18 protein-coding genes are annotated in these 20,043 nt (G+C 26.3%); 8 read left to right on the forward strand and 10 right to left on the reverse strand.

Translation table 11 applies throughout. The features are described 5' to 3' along the window. Window positions 1–155: 155 nt before the first annotated feature. Complete coding sequence (locus B0174_RS11580) at window positions 156–365, reverse strand: addiction module protein (protein ID WP_108561151.1); 210 nt, start codon at window positions 363–365, stop codon at window positions 156–158. Between the two features lie 188 nt (window positions 366–553). Here B0174_RS11580 and B0174_RS11585 point away from each other — a divergent pair, with 188 nt between their 5' ends. Continuing rightward, window positions 554–1,012: an HD domain-containing protein gene (locus B0174_RS11585; protein ID WP_108561154.1), complete on the forward strand. Its 459-nt coding sequence runs from the start codon at window positions 554–556 to the stop codon at window positions 1,010–1,012. A gap of 19 nt (window positions 1,013–1,031) precedes the next feature. Here B0174_RS11585 and B0174_RS11590 read toward each other — a convergent pair whose 3' ends face one another. The 3 genes from B0174_RS11590 to B0174_RS11600 are packed head-to-tail and all read right to left on the reverse strand — an operon-like array spanning window position 1,032 to window position 5,217. After that, a complete protein-coding gene (locus B0174_RS11590; protein WP_108561157.1) occupies window positions 1,032–2,381 on the reverse strand; it encodes a GGDEF domain-containing response regulator in 1,350 nt (449 codons plus the stop codon). Further along, window positions 2,374–2,772, reverse strand: coding sequence for a response regulator (locus B0174_RS11595; RefSeq protein WP_108561160.1), 399 nt, complete (start codon window positions 2,770–2,772; stop codon window positions 2,374–2,376). The genes B0174_RS11590 and B0174_RS11595 overlap by 8 nt, the downstream gene beginning before the upstream one ends. Further along, the gene (locus B0174_RS11600) at window positions 2,773–5,217 is read right to left on the reverse strand and encodes a PAS domain-containing sensor histidine kinase (RefSeq protein WP_108561163.1); all 2,445 of its coding nucleotides are present in this window, start codon (window positions 5,215–5,217) and stop codon (window positions 2,773–2,775) included. It lies immediately after the preceding gene. A gap of 133 nt (window positions 5,218–5,350) precedes the next feature. On the opposite strand from B0174_RS11600, the gene B0174_RS11605 reads away from it, so the two are divergent. Together B0174_RS11605 and B0174_RS11610 are read left to right on the forward strand one after the other, a co-directional pair. Then, window positions 5,351–6,481 carry a hypothetical protein gene (locus tag B0174_RS11605; protein WP_108561166.1) on the forward strand — a complete coding sequence of 377 codons (1,131 nt, stop codon included), beginning with the start codon at window positions 5,351–5,353 and terminating at the stop codon, window positions 6,479–6,481. Between the two features lie 119 nt (window positions 6,482–6,600). Continuing rightward, window positions 6,601–7,689 (forward strand): CNNM domain-containing protein, encoded by a 1,089-nt coding sequence (locus tag B0174_RS11610; protein WP_108561169.1) that lies wholly within the window; start codon window positions 6,601–6,603, stop codon window positions 7,687–7,689. 21 nt (window positions 7,690–7,710) lie between these two features. Here B0174_RS11610 and B0174_RS11615 read toward each other — a convergent pair whose 3' ends face one another. The 4 genes from B0174_RS11615 to B0174_RS11630 all read right to left on the reverse strand — a co-directional run bounded on the left by B0174_RS11615 (window position 7,711) and on the right by B0174_RS11630 (window position 13,691). Further along, window positions 7,711–9,474, reverse strand: a complete 1,764-nt coding sequence (locus tag B0174_RS11615) for a L,D-transpeptidase family protein (RefSeq protein WP_108561172.1) — start codon at window positions 9,472–9,474, stop codon at window positions 7,711–7,713. A gap of 122 nt (window positions 9,475–9,596) precedes the next feature. After that, a complete protein-coding gene (locus tag B0174_RS11620) occupies window positions 9,597–10,256 on the reverse strand; it encodes a tRNA-uridine aminocarboxypropyltransferase (protein WP_108561175.1) in 660 nt (219 codons plus the stop codon). A gap of 25 nt (window positions 10,257–10,281) precedes the next feature. Next, a complete protein-coding gene (locus B0174_RS11625) occupies window positions 10,282–12,651 on the reverse strand; it encodes an ATP-binding protein (RefSeq protein WP_108561178.1) in 2,370 nt (789 codons plus the stop codon). Beyond that, on the reverse strand, window positions 12,648–13,691 hold the full coding sequence (locus tag B0174_RS11630; RefSeq protein ID WP_108561181.1) for a CNNM domain-containing protein: 1,044 nt from the start codon (window positions 13,689–13,691) through the stop codon (window positions 12,648–12,650). Before B0174_RS11630 ends, B0174_RS11625 begins: the two co-directional genes overlap by 4 nt. 178 nt (window positions 13,692–13,869) lie before the next feature. Between B0174_RS11630 and B0174_RS11635 the strand changes: the two genes are divergently transcribed. After that, complete coding sequence (locus B0174_RS11635; protein WP_108561184.1) at window positions 13,870–14,229, forward strand: hypothetical protein; 360 nt, start codon at window positions 13,870–13,872, stop codon at window positions 14,227–14,229. 32 nt (window positions 14,230–14,261) lie between these two features. Here the strand turns inward: B0174_RS11635 and B0174_RS11640 are convergent, their stop codons facing one another. Continuing rightward, complete coding sequence (locus B0174_RS11640) at window positions 14,262–14,615, reverse strand: DUF309 domain-containing protein (RefSeq protein ID WP_108561187.1); 354 nt, start codon at window positions 14,613–14,615, stop codon at window positions 14,262–14,264. Then, window positions 14,615–17,428 carry an excinuclease ABC subunit UvrA gene (uvrA, locus tag B0174_RS11645; RefSeq protein WP_108561190.1) on the reverse strand — a complete coding sequence of 938 codons (2,814 nt, stop codon included), beginning with the start codon at window positions 17,426–17,428 and terminating at the stop codon, window positions 14,615–14,617. Before uvrA ends, B0174_RS11640 begins: the two co-directional genes overlap by 1 nt. Before the next feature lie 257 nt (window positions 17,429–17,685). On the opposite strand from uvrA, the gene B0174_RS11650 reads away from it, so the two are divergent. The 4 genes from B0174_RS11650 to argC are packed head-to-tail and all read left to right on the forward strand — an operon-like array spanning window position 17,686 to window position 19,821. After that, window positions 17,686–17,973 carry a type II toxin-antitoxin system Phd/YefM family antitoxin gene (locus B0174_RS11650; protein ID WP_108561193.1) on the forward strand — a complete coding sequence of 96 codons (288 nt, stop codon included), beginning with the start codon at window positions 17,686–17,688 and terminating at the stop codon, window positions 17,971–17,973. After that, entirely contained in the window at window positions 17,966–18,286 is a 321-nt protein-coding gene (locus B0174_RS11655) for a type II toxin-antitoxin system RelE/ParE family toxin (protein WP_165790427.1), read from the forward strand. Before B0174_RS11650 ends, B0174_RS11655 begins: the two co-directional genes overlap by 8 nt. After that, the gene (locus B0174_RS11660; protein ID WP_108561199.1) at window positions 18,287–18,859 is read left to right on the forward strand and encodes a GNAT family N-acetyltransferase; all 573 of its coding nucleotides are present in this window, start codon (window positions 18,287–18,289) and stop codon (window positions 18,857–18,859) included. A 14-nt stretch (window positions 18,860–18,873) separates the two neighbouring features. Then, the gene (gene argC, locus B0174_RS11665; RefSeq protein WP_108561202.1) at window positions 18,874–19,821 is read left to right on the forward strand and encodes an N-acetyl-gamma-glutamyl-phosphate reductase; all 948 of its coding nucleotides are present in this window, start codon (window positions 18,874–18,876) and stop codon (window positions 19,819–19,821) included. Window positions 19,822–20,043 lie beyond the last annotated feature (222 nt).

The raw sequence follows: 20,043 nt of genomic DNA on the forward strand, positions 1-20,043 counted from the left end.
AATAAGAAATTGGAGCTTAACAATTTCACAACTAGCCATCCACTTTGATGGACGGCTTGATGATGCTTTAAATTTATGATAGAATTTTAGGAATTATCTAGGCTGACACAGAATGATGAACACTACCTATTTAGTTTATCTTCAGTGAATTTTATTCAAAGATTTGATTGTTGATACTCATAATATTCTTTAGCTTCAATCTTTAATATTTGACCTTTATCATAAGCATCAACTCTTTTTTCAACTTCTTTTGCCCAAACATCATCAAAATCTTTATTTGGTTTATCAAGACTTAATAATAATTCATCAATTAGTTTTAGCTTTTCAATAGGTTTTAGTGCAAGTACTTCTTCTTTTATTGACATATATTGCTCCTTTTAAATCTAAATAATTGTAGCATAAATACTATTATTAGTTTAATTCTTGTATCTAATATTTAAAAAATAATTAAAGTTTTCTTATTCAATGGCTGATTTTGTACTGTATCTTAATTTATTATTTATATTGTTTTCATTCTAAATGACATAAAAACAACTTAATGATATTATTTCGAATGAATTTAAAAAGAATCCTAAAAAAAGAGTTTTATATAACACTATTTATCAAACAAAACAAATGGCATAAATTTGGTGTTTTACTTCACACTTTAGCTGTTGTTTTTCACACTTTTAAAGCTAAAAAATACAAAATGATTCCTGCTGCATTTTTACATGATGTTGGAAAACCTTATGTTGCTTTTCAAGATGAAAAGGACAAAATAACTAATGAATATTCCTTTCACAATCATGAAGAGGTAAGTTATGACATCATCAAAAATTACAGAGTTTGCGAATACACAAAAAAATTAGTGCGTTATCATTATCTTTTAAGAGGTATGCAAAAGGCTATTGAAAAAAATCATATGGCAAGATATTCTCGTATGAAAAGAGCCTATGATAGTTTGGATGAGGACTTTATTTGTGATTTAAAACTTTTTATGAAATTTGATGATTTGGGGAAAATGAGTTTTTAATAAAAGAGATTAAATAATTTTATTTAATCTCTTTATATTCTTCAAATTCTTTTACAAGAAAATTATTCCTACCGCTATTTTTAACTTCATATAATAAATCATCAGTAAATTTAAAAATCTTTTCTTGGGTGGTATTTTTATTTGTTTTTATTACACAAGCGCCAACAGATGCTGTTACAAATTTTGATACGGAGCTTTGATTATGAGCTATATTTAAATCTTCAATGGCTTCTTTTATCTTTTTAACTAAAATAGTAAGTCCCTCTAAATCTATATCACAAACTAAAACTCCAAACTCTTCACCACCTAGTCTAAAGGCATAATCGCTAGGTCTTTGTAAGTTTTCTTTTAAAGTATTAGCAATAGATTGAAGAACTAAATCTCCCATTTGATGCCCATAAGTGTCATTGTATTGTTTGAAATGATCAATATCTAAGATAATAAAACCTAAAGTTTTATCATCTCTTTTTGCACGATTAATCTCTTTATCAAAGATTTCATTAAAAAATCTTCTATTATAAAGTTTTGTCATATGGTCTGTTATTGAAAGAATTTCTATTTCTTTATTATCTGTTATATCAATGCTAATTGAAGCATAACCAACTACTTTTTTATCGGTTTCAAAAATAGGAGAAACTCTTTTTTTTATCCAATAAAAACCTCCATCTTTTTTGAGGTTTTTAATCTCACCTTCCCAAACTAAAGATTTTTTTATAGTTTCCCATAACTCTTTAAAAACTTCATTTTTCATATCTGGATGTCTTATGATATTGTGATTTTTTCCAATTAATTCTTCTTGTGTATATCCTGAAATATCACAAAATGCTGTTGAAACTTCTGTGATTATTCCATCTAAATCAGTTTTTGAAGCAATAAGATATTTATCAACAATTTCAAGATAAGTTTTATTTTCTAAAGTTTTTTTATCTACTAATTCTTTTAAATGTTTTGTATAAAACTCTAAATCTTTTTCATTTTTATAACTTTTTAAAGCCTCTTTTATTGTCATTATAAGATCTGTTTGTTCCCAAGGTTTTGGAATATATCTATATAATGCTCCATAATTTATGATATTTGTTATGCCATCAATATTTGCTTGACCAGTTAAAAGCATTTTTTTTGTTTTTGGAAGTAAACTTTGAGCTTTAATTAAAAACTCATCACCTTTCATTCCAGGCATAAAAAAATCACTAATAATTAGTTCAATTTCGATATTTTCTTCTTTTAACTCTTCTATAATTTCCAAAGCATCTTCTGCACTTTGGGCAAGTTCTATATCATATTCATTACCAAAAAAAGTATTCAGTTGAGTTTTTAAAGATGTTAAAACAATTGGTTCATCATCAACACATAAAATAGCTCTAATCATTCATTTTCCCAATTTCTTCTTCTATTTTAGATATAAGTTCTTTTGCATCCCACGGTTTTGAAAAAGTATATTTTAGATTTGCATTAAGTTGAGCATTTTTTATGGCTTCTTTGTCTGCTTGTCCTGTAAGAAGCATTTTTATAACTTTTGGAAATCTTTTGTGAGCTTTTATTAAAAATTCATCACCTTTCATTCCTGGCATTAACCAATCAGAAACAATAACTAAAATTCGTATGCCATCACTTTTTAATTCATCTAAAATTTCAAAAGCATCTTCTGCACTTTGTGCTAATTCTATTAAATAGTCATCTTTAAAGTGTCTATTTAAATCTTGACTCAAAGCTCTAAGTACAATTTCTTCATCATCAACACATAATATTGCAGCAGTCATTTATTCTTTTCCTTTTAAATTTTTAGATAAATAAATAGTGAATTTAGTTCCATTTTCATCACTTTGTAACTCTATTTTACCATTATGGGCTTCAACTATTTTTTTCACAATATCTAAGCCTAAACCACTTCCTTCACCTGATTTTTTTGTAGTGAAAAATGGTTCAAATATTTTATCTTGAATATCTTTTGATATTCCATTTCCATTATCTTTGATTGATACTATTTGATAATCACTATTTTCATAAGTCGAAATTTCTAATTTTCCTGAGTTATTCATGGCATGAATTGCATTAGATATTAAATTCATCCAAACCTGAGAAAGTTCATCTGGATAACAAAATATTGATTCAAGGGAAGAGTAGTTTCTTACAACTTCTATTCCTTGTTTAAGATTATGACTAAAAAGAATCAATATATTATTTATTGAATCTTCTACTTTTTCTATAATTCCCTCTCTATCATGGTCAAAGTGGGCAAATTTTTTAAGCGCATAAATAGTTTTTGAAGCTCGATTCACAGAATGTCTAATATTATGAATATTTGAAATAGCCAAATACTCTTCAAAAAGAGTATCAATTATAAACATTGCATCTTTGTGAACTAAAAGATTTTTATATGGTGTAATATCTTCCACATTAAATTGTGAGAATTTATCTGCAAAATATCTACTATTTTCTATTTGCATATTGTCTAGTTGTTCTACAATTTTTTTCTTTAAAAATCTTTGTTCTTTTATACTTAAAATACCAATTTCAAGAGGAAGAACTGATTTTAATTTTTCAAATAACTCTTTTTCTTCTTTGTTTAATAAAGAGTTTAATTTTGGAACTTGTTCAATTACATTTTTTATTGATTCTAAAATATTATCAGATGATGATTTTATAGCTCCAAGTGGTGAGTTTATTTCGTGAGAAATTCCTGCAATTAGTTGTCCTAAAGCTGTTAGTTTTTCTGATTCAATTAATTTATTTTGAGCATTTTTTAGTTCATTTAGACTGTTTTTTAAAGCAATTGCAGTTTTTTCTAAGGTTTCATTGATTTCTCTTTGTTTTGAAATATCAGAAAATACTCCAATATAATAAGCAATATTCATATCTGTTTTAACAACTCCAATAGAGAGTTTAGAAATATATTCTTGACCATTTTTATGTTGATTTTTTATTTCTCCACTCCAATTATTTTTAGCATTAATTGAGTTCCATAGGTTTTTATAAAATTCTTTTGATTCACCATATTTACCATGGAGAATACTAGGGCTTTTTCCTATTATTTCTTTTTCAAGATAACCTGTAATATCTGTAAATGCGTTATTTACTTGTATGATTTTAGCCTCATTATCTAAAACTAAAATACCCTCAATTGTATTTCTAAAAACTTCATCTGCAAGTTCTATTCTTAGATTTCCAGCATATATTTTTTTCATATACAAAGATAAAATATATGCAAATGATAAAATAATAAATCCAAAACCAATCATTAAATATTTTATTGAAAAAAGAAATTCATAAAACTTTTCTAATATTTTTTCATGATTTACATAAGAAACAATAGTCCAGATTCTTCTAGATTTTGTTTCTCTATTTGGGCTTACTATATCTACAGGGTTTACTGTATGAAAAGAAAAATGCATATTATCTTGTTGTAAAGTAAAAGAGTGGTCAACTTTTGTATTTTTAAAATCATTCCATATTTTTGGATAACTATTTTGGAAATTAATATTTTTATTAAACATAAATGCCCACTCATCAGCTGGATTAAACCCTACTATATAATATGAATCTATATTTAAAAGTAGGGTTTTTATCTCATTTGTTGATGATTTTAACTCTGATAATATTTCATCTCCTAAATAATTTATTAAAATATAACCAATTATTTCACCATCTTTATTTGTAACAGGAGTTATTAATCTAAGTGTTGGATTATATGGTATTTCGATTTGTCCATTTTCAATATTTAAATCAAATTTTGAAAGGTATATTTCACCATCTTTTAGACTTAATGATTCTTTGAAATAGTATCTATCAGCTTTATTTTGTAGGTCTTCTTTTTTTATAACGATAGATTTTGAATCTTTATAATCAACTCTTACAACCTCAGAGCCTTGAGTATTTATAAATCTAACTTGTGAATAAATTTTTCTTGATTCAACTATTCTTTTTAAAGTTTGAGTAAAAAACTCTAATTGTTCTTCTTGTTTATAATTATTATTTTCTAAAAAGTATTTATATAAATTTGCAATATATAAAATGTCTTTTTTTGTATTTAAAAGATTTTTTTCAATTTTGTTGTATTGGAGTTCACTATTTTTTTCAGCATCTCTTTTATAGCCATTTTGAATTTTTTCAAAAACACCGTTTAAATAAGTACCTAAAATAATAAATGAAAATAAGGTTACGATTAGTGTGATTTTTAAAAATGCATATTTTTTGAAGAAGTTCAATATTTTCCCTGATAGCTATATTTTGTTAGTTTTTGATTATACATGAATATATTTGAAGCTTTAGTTAAAATATTTAAGTGATTTAAAATTTATTTAGATATAATCGATTCACTTAAGAATTAGAAGAGAAAACTTGCAATTTATAATAACAGATAAAATAAAACAACTAGAAATAGAAGATATAAAAGAAAACCTTTTTCATTACTCATACGACAGTAAAAGCTTAAAAGCTTTAGTAAAAAATAATACTTCAAAAGAAGATTTATCATATATTTCAGCATATAGTAGCTTTAAAGGCGAAATTTATGAAAATATTGTTTATGAGCTTTTGCTTAAATATGCACTTACTCAAGATGAAATCACAAGATTTGTATTAAAAGGTCCTTATCAAGATAAGGAAAATTTATATATAAAAAGTGGACTTTTAATAGATAGAAGTTCTCAAATAGTTTATAAATCAGCTTACAAAGATATTAGTGAGTTTGATGCTTTGTTTTTTACAAAAGATAGTGTCTATTTTGTGGAAATGAGTACTTCAAAAAAAACTTCAAGTTTAAATAAAAGACTTACAAAAAAATATGCTCTTTTAAAGATGATTTTCCCAACTTTAATAATCAAAGCTTTGATTGTGGTAACCGTGGGTTCTACAGGACTTAAAAACTTCCCACAATATGCAACAATTTGGATAACAAAAGATTTAGAAGACGAAGAGTTAATCGAAAAAATCATTTTTGCAAAAAAAGTTAAAAATGATGTTCAAACTCTAAAAGCTCCAAAACACTCTAAATATATAGAAGCTCTAAAAGTAAAATATACAAAATTTCAATATTTCCCTACCTTAGAATGGATTTTAAATAAATCAAGAGAAAACCCTAAATTCACAGTTGATTTAAAGTTTTTTTCATCACCAAAACTAGGACTATTTTTTGATATTTATACAAAACTTTATATTGGATATATAAATACATCTGAGTTTTTAGTTTTATATCCAGAGTTTGAGTTAAAAATTAAATCAGACAGAATAATAGTAACCATAGAAAAAGTAAATCAAACACAACTTGATATTGTTTATTATGCAAAAGAGACAAATGGTAAACTAAAAAGAGTTAGACTTGAAGAGAATAATATCTCTATAAAAGATAAAGAACTTGATGGTTTTACAAATGCAGAAGTTAGATTTTTTATGAAAATACTTGAAGATAAACATCATTTAACTGTAGAAAATATATATCATATTTTAAATAATATTTCTTTAATTAAGTGAAATTTTTATATAGACTTATGTTATAATATTGCTCAAAATTTAAAAAGGACAGAAAAAATGAACCAAACCGACTCCTATTATAGGCGTACTTTAAACTTCTCTTACATGGGGTGTATCAAATGACCCTTCTAATCACATATCTTCTTATCGCGTTATCTGTATCTTTTTTATGCTCTGTTTTAGAAGCAGTTTTACTTTCAAGTACACCTTCATATATAGAGACTTTATCTAAAAAAGATAATGAAAGTAATGAAGATGGCATTAAATTATTAAAAGAGTTAAAAGCAAATATTGATAAACCAATATCATCAATTTTGACACTTAATACTTTTGCACATACAATGGGAGCAGCCGGTGTTGGTGCACAAGCTCAGATATTATTTGGTGCTGAATGGCAAGCGCTAATTGCATTTTTATTAACTTTATTGATTCTTTATGCATCTGAAATTATTCCAAAAACAATTGGAGCTATTTACTGGAAAAGTTTATTGATTCCATCTGCTTATTTAATTTCAATTATGATAAAAATAACTTTTCCTTTAGTATGGTTTTCAAGTTTTATTACAAACTATATTTCAAAAGGTAAAAAAGAAGAAATTAATTTTTCAAGAGAAGAAGTTATGGCTGTTGTAACAATGGGAGAGAAAGAAGGTTCAATTCATTCTAAAGAGAGTGTTTTAATTGAAAATCTTTTTAAACTAAAAAATATTAAAACAAAAGAGATTATGACTCCACGAAGTGTTGTATTTGCGCTACAAGCTGATATAACAGTTGAAGAAGCTATTGAAGATGATAAAATGTATATTCACTCTAGAATACCAATTTTTAATGAATCAATAGATGATATTATTGGAGTTGTATTTAATCAAACTATTTTAGAAGAAAGTGTTGAAGAACGAGATGATACTTTATTAAAAAATATCACAGTTCCTGTTCATAAAATCTCTGAGAATGTACCCGTTTCAGTTTTAATAGACTTATTTGTTAAGAGAAAAACACATTTATTTATTGTTCATGATAACTATGGTCAAACAAGTGGAGTTGTAACTTTAGAAGATGCAATTGAGACTTTATTGGGTGTTGAAATTATGGATGAAATGGATGAAGTTGAAGATATGCAAGCATTTGCAAGAGATAAAAGTAAACAATTTCAAGACAAAATGTTAGTTGAAAAGAAAAGACTAAAAAAACTAGAACAATCTATTTAAATAGATTAATATCAAAAAGAGTTAAAACAATAACTCTTTTTGAATCTTATCAAAATTATAAATATCATCCCTAAATTGTAAAACACCATTTTCATCAACCCATGAAGTTAAATAAATTATATGAATAGGAATCTTTTTATCTAGGCTAATAGATTTTTCGCTAACTTTACTTGATAATATTTCATTCGCTTTTAGAATATCTAAATTTTTATCTTCATTTGCAATTATAGAAAGTAATTCTTCTGGTTTAGAAAGCCTAATACAGCCATGAGAATAAGCTCTTCTAGCATTTGCAAATAAACTCTTTGCAGGAGTGTCATGGATGTATACAGAGTATTTATTAGGGAACATAAATTTCATTTTTCCAAGTGGATTATCATGATTTGAAGTTTGAGAGAATCTAAAATTTCTAAGATACTCTTCATCTTCTAAAATTGCACCATCTATTATATTTTTTGAATCAACTTTTTCAGGATTGCCATTCCATCCAGCATAAATATCTATTCCTTTATCTGCTAAATAATTAGGGTCTTTTAAAAGTTTTGGAATAATTTCATTTTTTGCAATACTATCAGGAATATTCCAGCTAGGATTTAAAACTACATAAGATATTTTATCTGAGAAAATTGGAGTAGGAAACTTCTTATCTCCAACAATTACAGCCATATTTAATACAATCTGATTATTTTCATATAATCTTAATTTATACTCAGGAACATTTATAACTAAATATTTTTCACCTAAATCTCTAGGTAACCATCTCATTCTTTCTAAGTTTAGTCTAATTATTGAGATTTTTTTATCTGCTGAAATATTAAGAAATCTTTGTGTTTGTCCACCAACTACACCATCTGAAGATAAACCATGTTTTTTTTGAAAAGATATAACTGCATTTTTTAAATCTTCATCAAAAATATTTTCACAATTTTTACTTAATCTTTCAAGTTCTGGATTTACTTCATTTAAAGCATTTTCATTTGTATTTATACTATGAGTAATTAAATTCTGAGCTTCAATATTATTTTCACATTTTAATGATAAATCATTACTTTCAAATAATCTTTTTCTCAAATAAGGAAGAGTTTCAGATACATCACCAATTCTTAAAGATTTAGATTCAGGGATTTTTGTATATCCACCTTTTGCTGATACTTTTTCAAGTTCACCAATAGCTGAAATCAATTCTTTTACTTGGGGATAATTAAAATCTATTTCATCCAAAACACTTGATAAATCATTTTTTTCAATAACTTTTTTTAATAAAAGCTTTGAATCTTTATTTAAAGAGTATTTATTCCAAGATGCTTTTATTTCTGTTTCTTTCTCAAGTTCAGTTAATTTTTCTTCAAAAGTAGACCATTTTATAGAACCTTTTGTTAAATATGTAACATATCTATCAAATAATTCAGTTAACATAAAATCAATTCTTACAAGATTTTCAAGATATTTAGGATTTGATTTATCCAAAGAGTTTAGAGTATTCATCACTTCATCTAATCTAAATAGTTGACTAACATGAGGTTTTAATACAGGATCATTTTTGATTTTATCTAAAAGTGATAAACCTATATCTTTTACTCCTTTTTCATTAATCCAATATGGTTTGAAATCATTTGTGTAGTAATAATTTTCCAGATTTACTTTACTAATTAATAAATTTTCATAGTTTTTAGTTAAAAGTGATTTTATATTTTTCTTTGAATCTGTTTCAAAAGAATTTTGTGTATTTGCAAATAAAGAGTAGTTAATTAATAAAGCAAAAACGATAAGTTTTAGTTTAGGCATTTGAGGAGTCTCCAAAATAGTTTTATATAAATAAAGATTTTAAAATATCCAAATTTTCATTAAAAACATTAATAAATTATTATTAGTTAAACTCAAGTTTAACAAAAGGTTTACTTTATACACTAAATAGCTTTTTTATAAGGAATTTTGTATCTAACATCATTTTCATCAAAGGCACATTTTACTTGGTAATTTACCATTTTTTCAAAAGGAGTTAAGAAGTTTTCCAAAGCTGATAATGATATATTTTCTACATTTTGAAAGTTTAATTGTTCAAGTAAACATAAAGTTGATTCAATTGTAGATAAACAATATTGATTTGGTTGAGTTTTTATTTTGAATTGTGATGATTTATTATGTTCAAAACTAACTTTATTTAAATTGTGTAAATTAGTACTTAGTCTTAATATTTTTTTCGAACAAGGCCAAGTTGAATCTATAATAAAAATTAATGCTTTTTTCTCATTTGGAAGTTTTTGAGTATTTAATTTTATACTATTTATATCAGGATATAAAATAAAAGCTTCATAGTTTTCATCATTTAAAAGTTCATTTACTCTTTTGTGATTTGTAAAATCAATTCCTACATACAACTCACAATTTTCTAAAGAATTATTTGTCATATGACCTGTTCCATTTTTTGTTTTTCTAAACTCTTTTGGATGCATCAAAATAACAAACTTTGTATTTGTATTTATCGGATTTATTAAATGTTCACAAATACATGAAGTTTTTGGTCTATAGCACTTATAACAGATTTCTCTTTGATTTTTTATTTGCAATATTGTACTTTCTTAGGCTTTTTTCTTATTCTTCTTTCCATAATAACTCTAGTTTGATATTATAAATATCAGTTCTTTTGGGTTTTATAAAAATCTCTTCAATTTGGAAATTTGAGATTTTATTTTCTTCATTTATTTTTGATATTTCATATTCTAAAGTTTTTTGAAGTTCATCTTTTTGTATTAGAAGTTGTTCAATATCATTTTCAACATATTTTACATCACTTCTCTCTTTTAAAATCCGAGTAGCTCCTTTGGCGCTTGAAGCCATTTTCCCTAAAGTTGAAGCAGTTGTTGACTTTCCAAAAAAAGCTCCTAAAAGTGATGTTCCTATTGCTATAATCGTATCAGTTGTTGTTGAAGTTGCTTGAAGTTGCTCTTTTTCTTTTTTATCAAAAAGTTTATTTAATTTATCTTCTATTGAATCATTTGTTTTTTTGAATTTTATTTGTAAGTTTTCAATTTCTTCATCAACTCTTTCATTTAATCTATCTTGGATTCTTATTTTAAAATCCATTAAATTCTCATTTTGTTTTGAAACAATTTTTAAAGCTTCGTTTTTAAATAAGCTTAATTTAGAGTTTCTATAAACATAATCAGTAAAATCTTTTTGAATCTGTTTTAACTCTTTTTCATTTTGGATAAAAATCGGAGTTTCATAATAGTTTGAGTTTAATCTCTCTTTTGTCTCAAAAGAGTTTAGATTAGGTATTTCTTCAAATTCTTCATAATTAATATTTAAAGCATCTTTTTGTAAATAATATCCATAATTTAGCTCAGATGTTAAATCAATATTTTTAACAGAATCAGCAAAATGAAGTGAACATTTACAAAGTAAATATGCTTGTAAATAATAACTATCTTTTTGTGATGAATATAAATATTTTTGCTCTAAAATATTGGGAATCAAAGGTTTTAAACTATTTTGTTTATTAGCTATTTCAACTTTTTGTTTAGAAGTTGGATTTTCTTCTTTAATAGCTGACGAGCTTAGCTTTTTATTTGCCATCAAAAATTTGATTTGCTCTTTTGTAATTGGACCTTTTAAATATGATAAAGCCCATCTTGTTTGAAAAACTTTTATTCCATCTTCATTTATATTTTTCATAATAAAAGTTCTTTTTTCAAGATTTGATAAAAGATTTTCTATTTCATTTTTATCTATTTTTCCCTCAACGGCAGAACTTAAACCATCAATTACTTTTTCTTTATCTTGTTTTGTTTGTAATCGTCCAATAAACCAAGTTCCAATATTTGCTAAACCTTTATAGTCAATGTCAACTGGATTTTGAGTTGAAAGTATGATTCCCACACCAAAAGACCTTGCTTGTTTTAAAAGTGTAAGCATTGGTTGTTTTGATGGTGGATTTGCATTTGGTGGGAAATATCCAAAAATTTCATCCATATAAAGTAGGGCTTTAAGTGAAGTTGTTCCCTCTTGTCTTCTCATCCACGAAACCATTTGATTTAATAAAAGTGAAACAAAAAACATTCTTTGAGAATCATTTAGGTGGGCGATTGAAAATATAGAAACTTTTGCTTTCCCATTTTCATCATACATTAGATTTGAAATATCTAAAGGCTGACCTTCAATCCAAGATTTAAATGACGGATTTGCAATAATTGTATTTAGTTTAAGTGCTAATTTTAATCTTTCATTTTGAGGAAAAAATGTTTCTAAATCAAAAATTCCAACTTTTGAAAAAGCGGGAGTTACGATAAATGAGATTAACTCTTCAAGGCTTAAATCTTTTTGGTTTGAGTAAGAGTTCATAAAAACAGTTGAGATTAAAATAAACTCTTTTGAAGAACTATCATCTTTTTCATCAATTAGCGATAATATTGAACTAACAGTTGAATTAATCAATGAAACTAATAACTCATTATCTTCCAAAACTTCAATACTTGGAGCTTTAAAAGATGATAAAATCGATATTTGAACTCCAGCATTACTTCCTGGAGTATAAATAGTAAAATCAGCAGAATCTTTTAGTTTTTGGATTCTTTCTTGACTTTGAAAATCTGCTTCAAGTCCATTTTCCCAAGATTGTGCAGTTTTTAAAGCAAGTTCAGAAACACTTAAACCATTATTAATTGCATCTTGCTCTTCTATCCAAGGTTCAAAATCACTTCCATTTAAATTTGGAAAAGTAAGAAGTAAATTTCCCATATCACCTTTTGGGTCTATTATAATTGAGGGAATATTATCAATAGCTGCTTCTTCTAAAAGTGAAATACCAAGTCCAGTTTTTCCACTTCCTGTCATTCCTATGATTGCAGCGTGAGTTGTTAAATCTTTGTTTTTATAAACTAAAGGAGTAAAATCTGATTCATTGATTTTTTCTTTTCCTATATAGAAAAGTTTTAATTTTTCATAATCAAATGTTGTACTCATATTATCTCTTTTGATTCTTTTCTTTTAGCTTTCATTTTATTTAATGCTAGTTCTCTCATATCAGCTGTTGTGTCTAATTCATCCATTATTTCAAGCCCTAAAAGAGTCTCTAAACAATCTTCTAAAGTTACAATTCCCTCAGTTTGATTATATGAATCATGAACTATAAACATATGCTCTTTTTTTTGAATAAATAATTTCAAAGCTTTTGCAACATTAATACTTTCATGTAAAGTAAAAACAGGTTTCATAACATCTTCTATGAGTATATTTTTTTCTTTTATTGATTGTTTAAATAATTTTTTTGTTAGGATTATTCCTACAATATTATCAATTGTTCCCTCATATACAGGAACTCTTGAAAATTTGAAAGTTCTTTTATCTTCTATTATATCTTTGATTAAAGAGTTTTTTTCTATTGCATACATAACAGAACGAGGAGTTAAAATATCTTTTAATTTTTTGTTATTTAAATCAAGAGTATTTTCAATAATTTTTGATTCTAAATCACTAATCATTCCTTCTTCTTCACTTAATAAAGTAGATTGAAGTAACTCTTCTCTTGAAATCTTATCATGTGTTTCTGTACCAACTTTTTTTGTAATAATTAAAGTAAGAAGAATTAAAGGATAAGTTATAAATATAAATAAATTTATAATTCTTGGAGTATAAATAGCTAATTGTTTCCAATAAATTGCACCAATTGTTTTTGGAATTATTTCACAAAAGAATAGAACTATTAAAGTAAAAATTATTGAAATAGCCATAATTAAAGTACTATTTCCAGCAAACACATTTTTAGCTTGAATTCCAATAGCAACAGCACCTAAAGTATTTGCAGTTGTACTTAATATAAGAATTGATGCAATAGATTTATCTATGTCTAATTTTAGTTTTTTAAGAAGTCGTCCAGAGTTTGGATTTTCTTTTTCTAATACAGAGATGTAAGTGATATTTGTTGATAGTAAAATAGATTCTAATAAAGAACACACAAAAGCTGTAGCAATAACAGTAATAAATAGTAATATTAAAATATCCATTTATTTTTTCCTGTATAAAAATGAATCTGACGGGAATGATATTCCAAGTTTTTCTCCTTGTAAATTGTAAAGAATTTGAGGCAAATAATATCAAAATAAACTTATAAAGTAACTTTTATTCAAAAACCAAAAATAGTAGTATAATATGGAAATAAAAACTTTTTAAAAGGAGCTTATCATGCAATATGGAATGTTGCCAAAGATTGACCAATTTAGTGATAATAGTGCTTTAGAAGTCAAAAAAATTCAACCATCGAATAAGTCACCAGAAATTACAACTGAAGATGCTATTAAACAACTAGAACAAGAAGCGATTTCAAAAAAGAAAGATGAAGTTTCACAAACCAAAAAAGTTGAAGATAAAGCGCCAACTTCAAATAAATTTGAAGTTGTATTATCAAATACAAACTTTGGTTACAATACTTCGTCTAAAGATTTTTTTGTAAAAGTTGAAAGAGGAAATATTGAAAATCAATATCCTACTCAAGAAATGATGAGAACAAAAGCTTATTTGATGAGCCTTAATCCTGAGGCTTAATATTTGAAATTTTCAAAGTCAAGTTATATTTTTTATAACTTGGCTTCTACTTCTTTACTTAATTTTATTAATAAATTTTTTGCTTTATAATATTTGTCTTTATCTTCAAACTCTACAATATCTAATAATGGAATATATTTAATAAAAGCTAACCAAACTTTTTCGTAACCTAAAGGTCTTTTTTTTATATGAAAAAGTGCAAGTGCAGTTGCACCATTTATCAAACCTTTTAAAACAAGAGCTTTTTCTTTTTCTTCTTGTTTTTTATAAAAATTCCAATCATCTTCGAGTAATTCGTGAGCTTCCACAAAATAGCCATTTTCAACTGCAAATAAAAATCTATCTATTGCAGTTTTTTGATTAAAAATAGAATAATCTATTTTCATTAGCCATTTATCTCTTTATCTAAATAATATCCAGTATATGAACCTGAAATTTTGTGATTTGAAGCTAAAAACTCAGGTGTTCCCTCATCAACTATCATTCCACCTTTATTTCCACCCTCAGGACCCATATCAATAACCCAATCAGAGTTTTTGATAACATCAAGATTATGTTCGATTACTAAAACAGAGTTTCCTAAATCAACTAAGTGATGTAATACTTTTGTAAGCCTATCAACATCGGCAAAGTGTAAACCAGTTGTTGGTTCATCTAAAACATAAAGAGTATTTCCTGTATCTTTTTTACTTAACTCTTTACTTAGTTTAATTCTTTGAGCTTCACCACCTGAAAGTGTAACTGCATTTTGCCCTAAAGTAATATATCCCAAACCAACATCACTAAGTGTTTGAAGTTTTGCATTTAATTTTGGAACTTTTGCAAAAAACTCTAAAGCTTCATCAACACTCATATTTAAAACATCAGAAATATTTTTACCTTTGTAGAAAATTTCTAAAGTTTGAGAATTGTATCTTCTTCCATGGCAATCATCACATTTCACCATAATATCTGGTAAGAAATGCATTTCGATTTTTATTTCTCCCTCACCTTGGCATTTTTCACATCTTCCACCTTTTACATTAAATGAAAATCTTCCTATTTTATAACCTCTTAGACTAGCTTCTTTTGTTTTTGCAAACAATTCTCTTAATTCATCCATAAGTCCCGTATAAGTTGCAGGATTTGACCTTGGCGTTCTTCCAATTGGACTTTGGTCAAGATAGATAACTTTATCCAGTTTTTCAAGTCCCTCAATTTCTACACCATCAACTTTTTTTACTTTTCTAGCTCTATTTAAAAGCTCTTTTGCAACTGGAAGTAGGGTTTGTAAAATAAGTGATGATTTTCCACTTCCTGAAACTCCTGTAATTGCACATAGATTTTTAAGAGGAATTTTTACATCTAAATCTTTGATATTATTTATTGTTACATTTTTGATTTGGATAAACTCTTCTTGAGGTCTATTATGAACATAATCTATTTTTTTAGCCCCAGTTACATATTTTGCAGTCAGAGTTTTTGCTTTGTTCATCTCTTTTAAAGTTCCAGCAAATACAATTTCTCCACCATATTTTCCAGCATTTGGTCCAATATCAACAATATAATCAGCTGCTTGAATAGTCTCTTTATCATGTTCAACAACAATTACTGTATTTCCTTTTTCTTGTAAAGCACGAAGAGTTTTGATAAGTTTATTTGTATCTCTTTCATGAAGTCCAATAGATGGCTCATCAAGTACATACATAACTCCTGTAAGTCCAGAACCAATTTGAGATGCAACTCTAATTCTTTGAGCTTCTCCACCACTTATAGTTCTTGCATCTCTTCCTAAAGTTATATAGCCTAAACCAACATCAAATAAAAAGAAGATTCTTTCTTTTATCTCTTTTAAAATAGGTTTTGAAATCATTTTAAATTGTTCATTTAAATAATCAAAGTTTGAATCATCTTGGAAAAAAGCGTGTGCATCTTCAATTGGAATATTTAAAATATCACTTATTGTTTTACCAGCTACAAAAACACTTTGAGAAGAGGGTTTTAGTCTATTTCCATTACAAGAGTCACATTTCTTTTCAGTCATGTATTCACTCATCTCTTTTTCTTCTTTTATCATGTCGTAAGCTAGTTTTACAATACCTTCCCATTTTCGTGTAAGTTTATGTTTTTTCCAAAAAAATGTTGCATCATCAACACTTCCATGTAAAATAGCTTTTTTCTGATGTTCTGGTAAATCCCTAAAAGGAACATTTACAGCTATATCAGTTCCCTCACAAAAAGCTAAAAGCATTTTGAAATAAAAACCTTTATTAAAACCATAGATAACTTTAATAGCTCCATCTTCAATAGCTAAATCTTCATTAATAACTTTTTTCATATCAAGAGCGTATCTAATTCCTAAACCATCACAAGATGAACATGCACCTTTTGGTGAGTTAAAAGAAAATGATAAAGGTTCAAGTGGTTCAAAAGAGATTTTACAAGAGAAACAAGCCATGTGTTCAGAGTAGTGAATATGTTTTTCAGTTCCCACTTCTTCATGGTTTATTACTTCAATTTCAAGTTCTCCGTAACTCTCTTTTAAACCTTTTTCTATATCTTGAGCGATTCGGTCTCTATTTTCTTCTTTTATTGTAACCCTATCAATTACAACTTTGATTGTGTGCATTTGAGTTTTTGCTAACTCTATTTCTTCATCAAGTCTTACCATAACACCATCAATCATGGCTCTTACATAACCTTTGCCTCTTAGACTTTCTAATAAATCAGCAAAACTTCCTTTTTTTCTGTTTATTAAAGGAGCTAGGATAATAACTTTTGAATCATTTGGTAAAGTTAAAACTTGAGTAATTACATCACTTGCACTCATTTGAGAGATTGGTTCTCCACATTGGTGACAGTGTTGTTTCCCAATTCGAGCATATAAAAGTCTAAAGTAGTCATATACTTCTGTAATAGTTCCAACTGTTGAACGAGGATTTTTTGAAGTTGTTTTTTGATCAATGGCAATTGCAGGAGTTAATCCTTCAATTCTTTCAACATTTGGTTTTCCAACTTTGTCTAAGAATTGTCTAGCGTAAGAAGATAAAGATTCAATATATCTTCTTTGACCCTCAGCATAAAGAGTGTCAAATGCTAAAGTTGATTTTCCAGAACCTGAAAGTCCTGTGAATACTATAAGTTTATTTTTTGGTATTTCTAAGTTTATATTTTTTAAGTTATTTTCACAAGCGTTAAATATTTTGATTGAATCTGTCATGTTTTGCCTTTAAATTTTTGAAGCTCATATTATAGGATAGATTTGTTAATAGCTTATTGAATGGATGATTGTAAGTTTAATTATTAGGTTTTAATTAGTGGATATATTATAAAAGGTGGAGATAGAATAATAAAAGTAAGATATTTTAAATTGAATACAATCAGGGAAAGTATAAAGAATTTAAAAATACTTGAAAATATAAATATTTTACGATAATATTATCCGCATAATTATACGGAATATAAAAGGAGTTATTTATGGTAACTTATTCAACAAATGAACTTATTTCATCATCTGAATTTGCAAAAAAATTTGGTTCTTATTTAACTTTAATAAAAGATAATACAGTAGATAAACTAGCAATTTTAAAAAACAATAAAGTTGAAGCTGTTATTATCTCAAAAGATGAATATGAAAGCATGAAAGAAGCTTTAAAAGAAATAGAAGCAAAAAAAATATTACAAGTTATTCAAAGTGGATTAGAAGATACAAAAAAAGGAAATACTCACTCTATAGATAAACTATGGGATGAACTTGATGATTGAATATAGTGATAGTTTTTTAAAAGAAGCTAAAAAATTATCAAAAAAATATAAACTTTTAAAATCTGATTTAAAACAAGCAGTTGAAGAAATACAGAGTAATAATGATTTAGGTGTTTATCTGGGTTTTAATATATTTAAAAAAAGAGTTAAAAATTCATCAATTCCTACTGGAAAAAGTGGTGGATTTAGAGTAATCATATATCAACAAATAAAAAATAAAATAGTTTTAATATCAATTTACTCAAAAACTGAAAAAGAAAATCTAAGTGATGAAGAGTTAAGTGAAATTTTAAAACAATATATGGGAAAATAAATGAAATACAAAATAGCACAAATAGAAGATATAGAAAAAGTATTAGAGTTACATTCTAAATATCAAATAGATAGTATAAGACAAGAAGATAAAAAAGATGGATTTATAACAACTGCTTTTACAAAAGAGCAAATGATTGATTTGATTACAATAGAGCAGGGTTTATTTATAGCAGTTAATGATGAAAAAGTTGTAGCTTATGTGATGAGTGCTTCATGGAAGTTTTGGTCAAGATGGCCTATGTTTGCTTTTATGGTGGAAGATTTACATAACTTGGAATATTTAGGTCAAAAACTAACTGTTCAAAACTCATATCAATATGGACCTGTTTGTGTGGATAAAGAGTATAGAGGAAGTGGAGTTTTTGAGCAAATATTTGATTTTGCTAGGGAAAATATGACAAAAAAATTTCCTATTTTGATAACATTTATAAATAAAATAAATACAAGGTCTTATGAAGCCCATACAAAAAAATTAAAACTTGAAGTTATAAAAGAATTTTCGTATAACAACAATAACTATTATGAGTTAGTATATGATACTTCAAAAAGCATATTTAAAAAAAGTAAATAAAAGGAAAAACAAAAATGAAATATAAAATCTTTGTAGATGGTCAGTTTGGAACAACAGGATTAAAAATCCATGAAATGCTAAAAGATAGAAATGAACTTGAAATCTTAACAATCAATGAAGAAGATAAAAAAGATTTAGAAATCAAAAAGAAGTTTTTAAATGAAGCTGATTTAGTTTTTTTATGTTTACCTGATGAGGCTTCAAAAGAATCTGTAAAATTAATTACTAACAATACAACAAAAGTAATAGATGCAAGTACAGCTCATAGAACAAATTCTGATTGGACTTATGGAATAGCAGAATTAAACAAAACACAAAGAGAAAAAATAAAAAACTCTAATAGAGTTTGTGTTCCTGGTTGTCATGCAAGTGGATTTATTATGGCAATGAAACCATTAATTGTAAATAACATAGTTTCAAAAAAACAAAAAATCGTTTGCCACTCAATTACTGGATATAGTGGTGGAGGAAAAGGTTTAATAGATATTTATGAAGCACCTGAAAATAAAGATAAATTTCAAAGCCAAAGACCTTATGCTTTAGGTTTAAGTCATAAACATTTACCTGAAATGAAACATGTTTTAGGTTTGCAATCAGCTCCATTTTTTACACCAAGTGTTGGGAATTTCGCTCAAGGTATGTTAGTAATGTCATATTTAATAAAAGAGGAATTAGAAAAACAAATATCAAGAGCTGAGGTAGTTTCTTTATACAAAGAATATTACAAAAATGAAGAGTTTGTAAAAATAGTTGAAGATGACAGTACATATCTTGATGCAGGTTTTTTGGATGCTATGAAATGCAATAATACAAATACAATTGAAATTTCAGTTTATGAAAGTGATGATTATCTTTTAGTAATTTCAAGACTTGATAATCTAGGAAAAGGAGCTTCAGGAGCTGCTGTTCAAAATATGAATATTATGTTAGGACTTCCTGAAAATATGGGTTTGAGAGTATAAATAAAAAAGCTAAACTTTAATTTAGAGAGAGTGTAAAAATAACTGTGTAAACCTAAAAAAATAGATTTATTTGATATATAATCAAGTAAATAATTGTAAAGGATTTACATGAGTTTAATAAACCACGAAGAGCTAATAAGACAATTAAAATCTGGAGAATTAACTTCTCTAGATGAGATAACAAATGAGTTTAAAAATATACTCAAAGAAGTTATACAAACT

It is taken from the genome of Arcobacter caeni, from assembly GCF_003063245.1.
GTDB classification, from domain to species: domain Bacteria; phylum Campylobacterota; class Campylobacteria; order Campylobacterales; family Arcobacteraceae; genus Aliarcobacter; species Aliarcobacter caeni.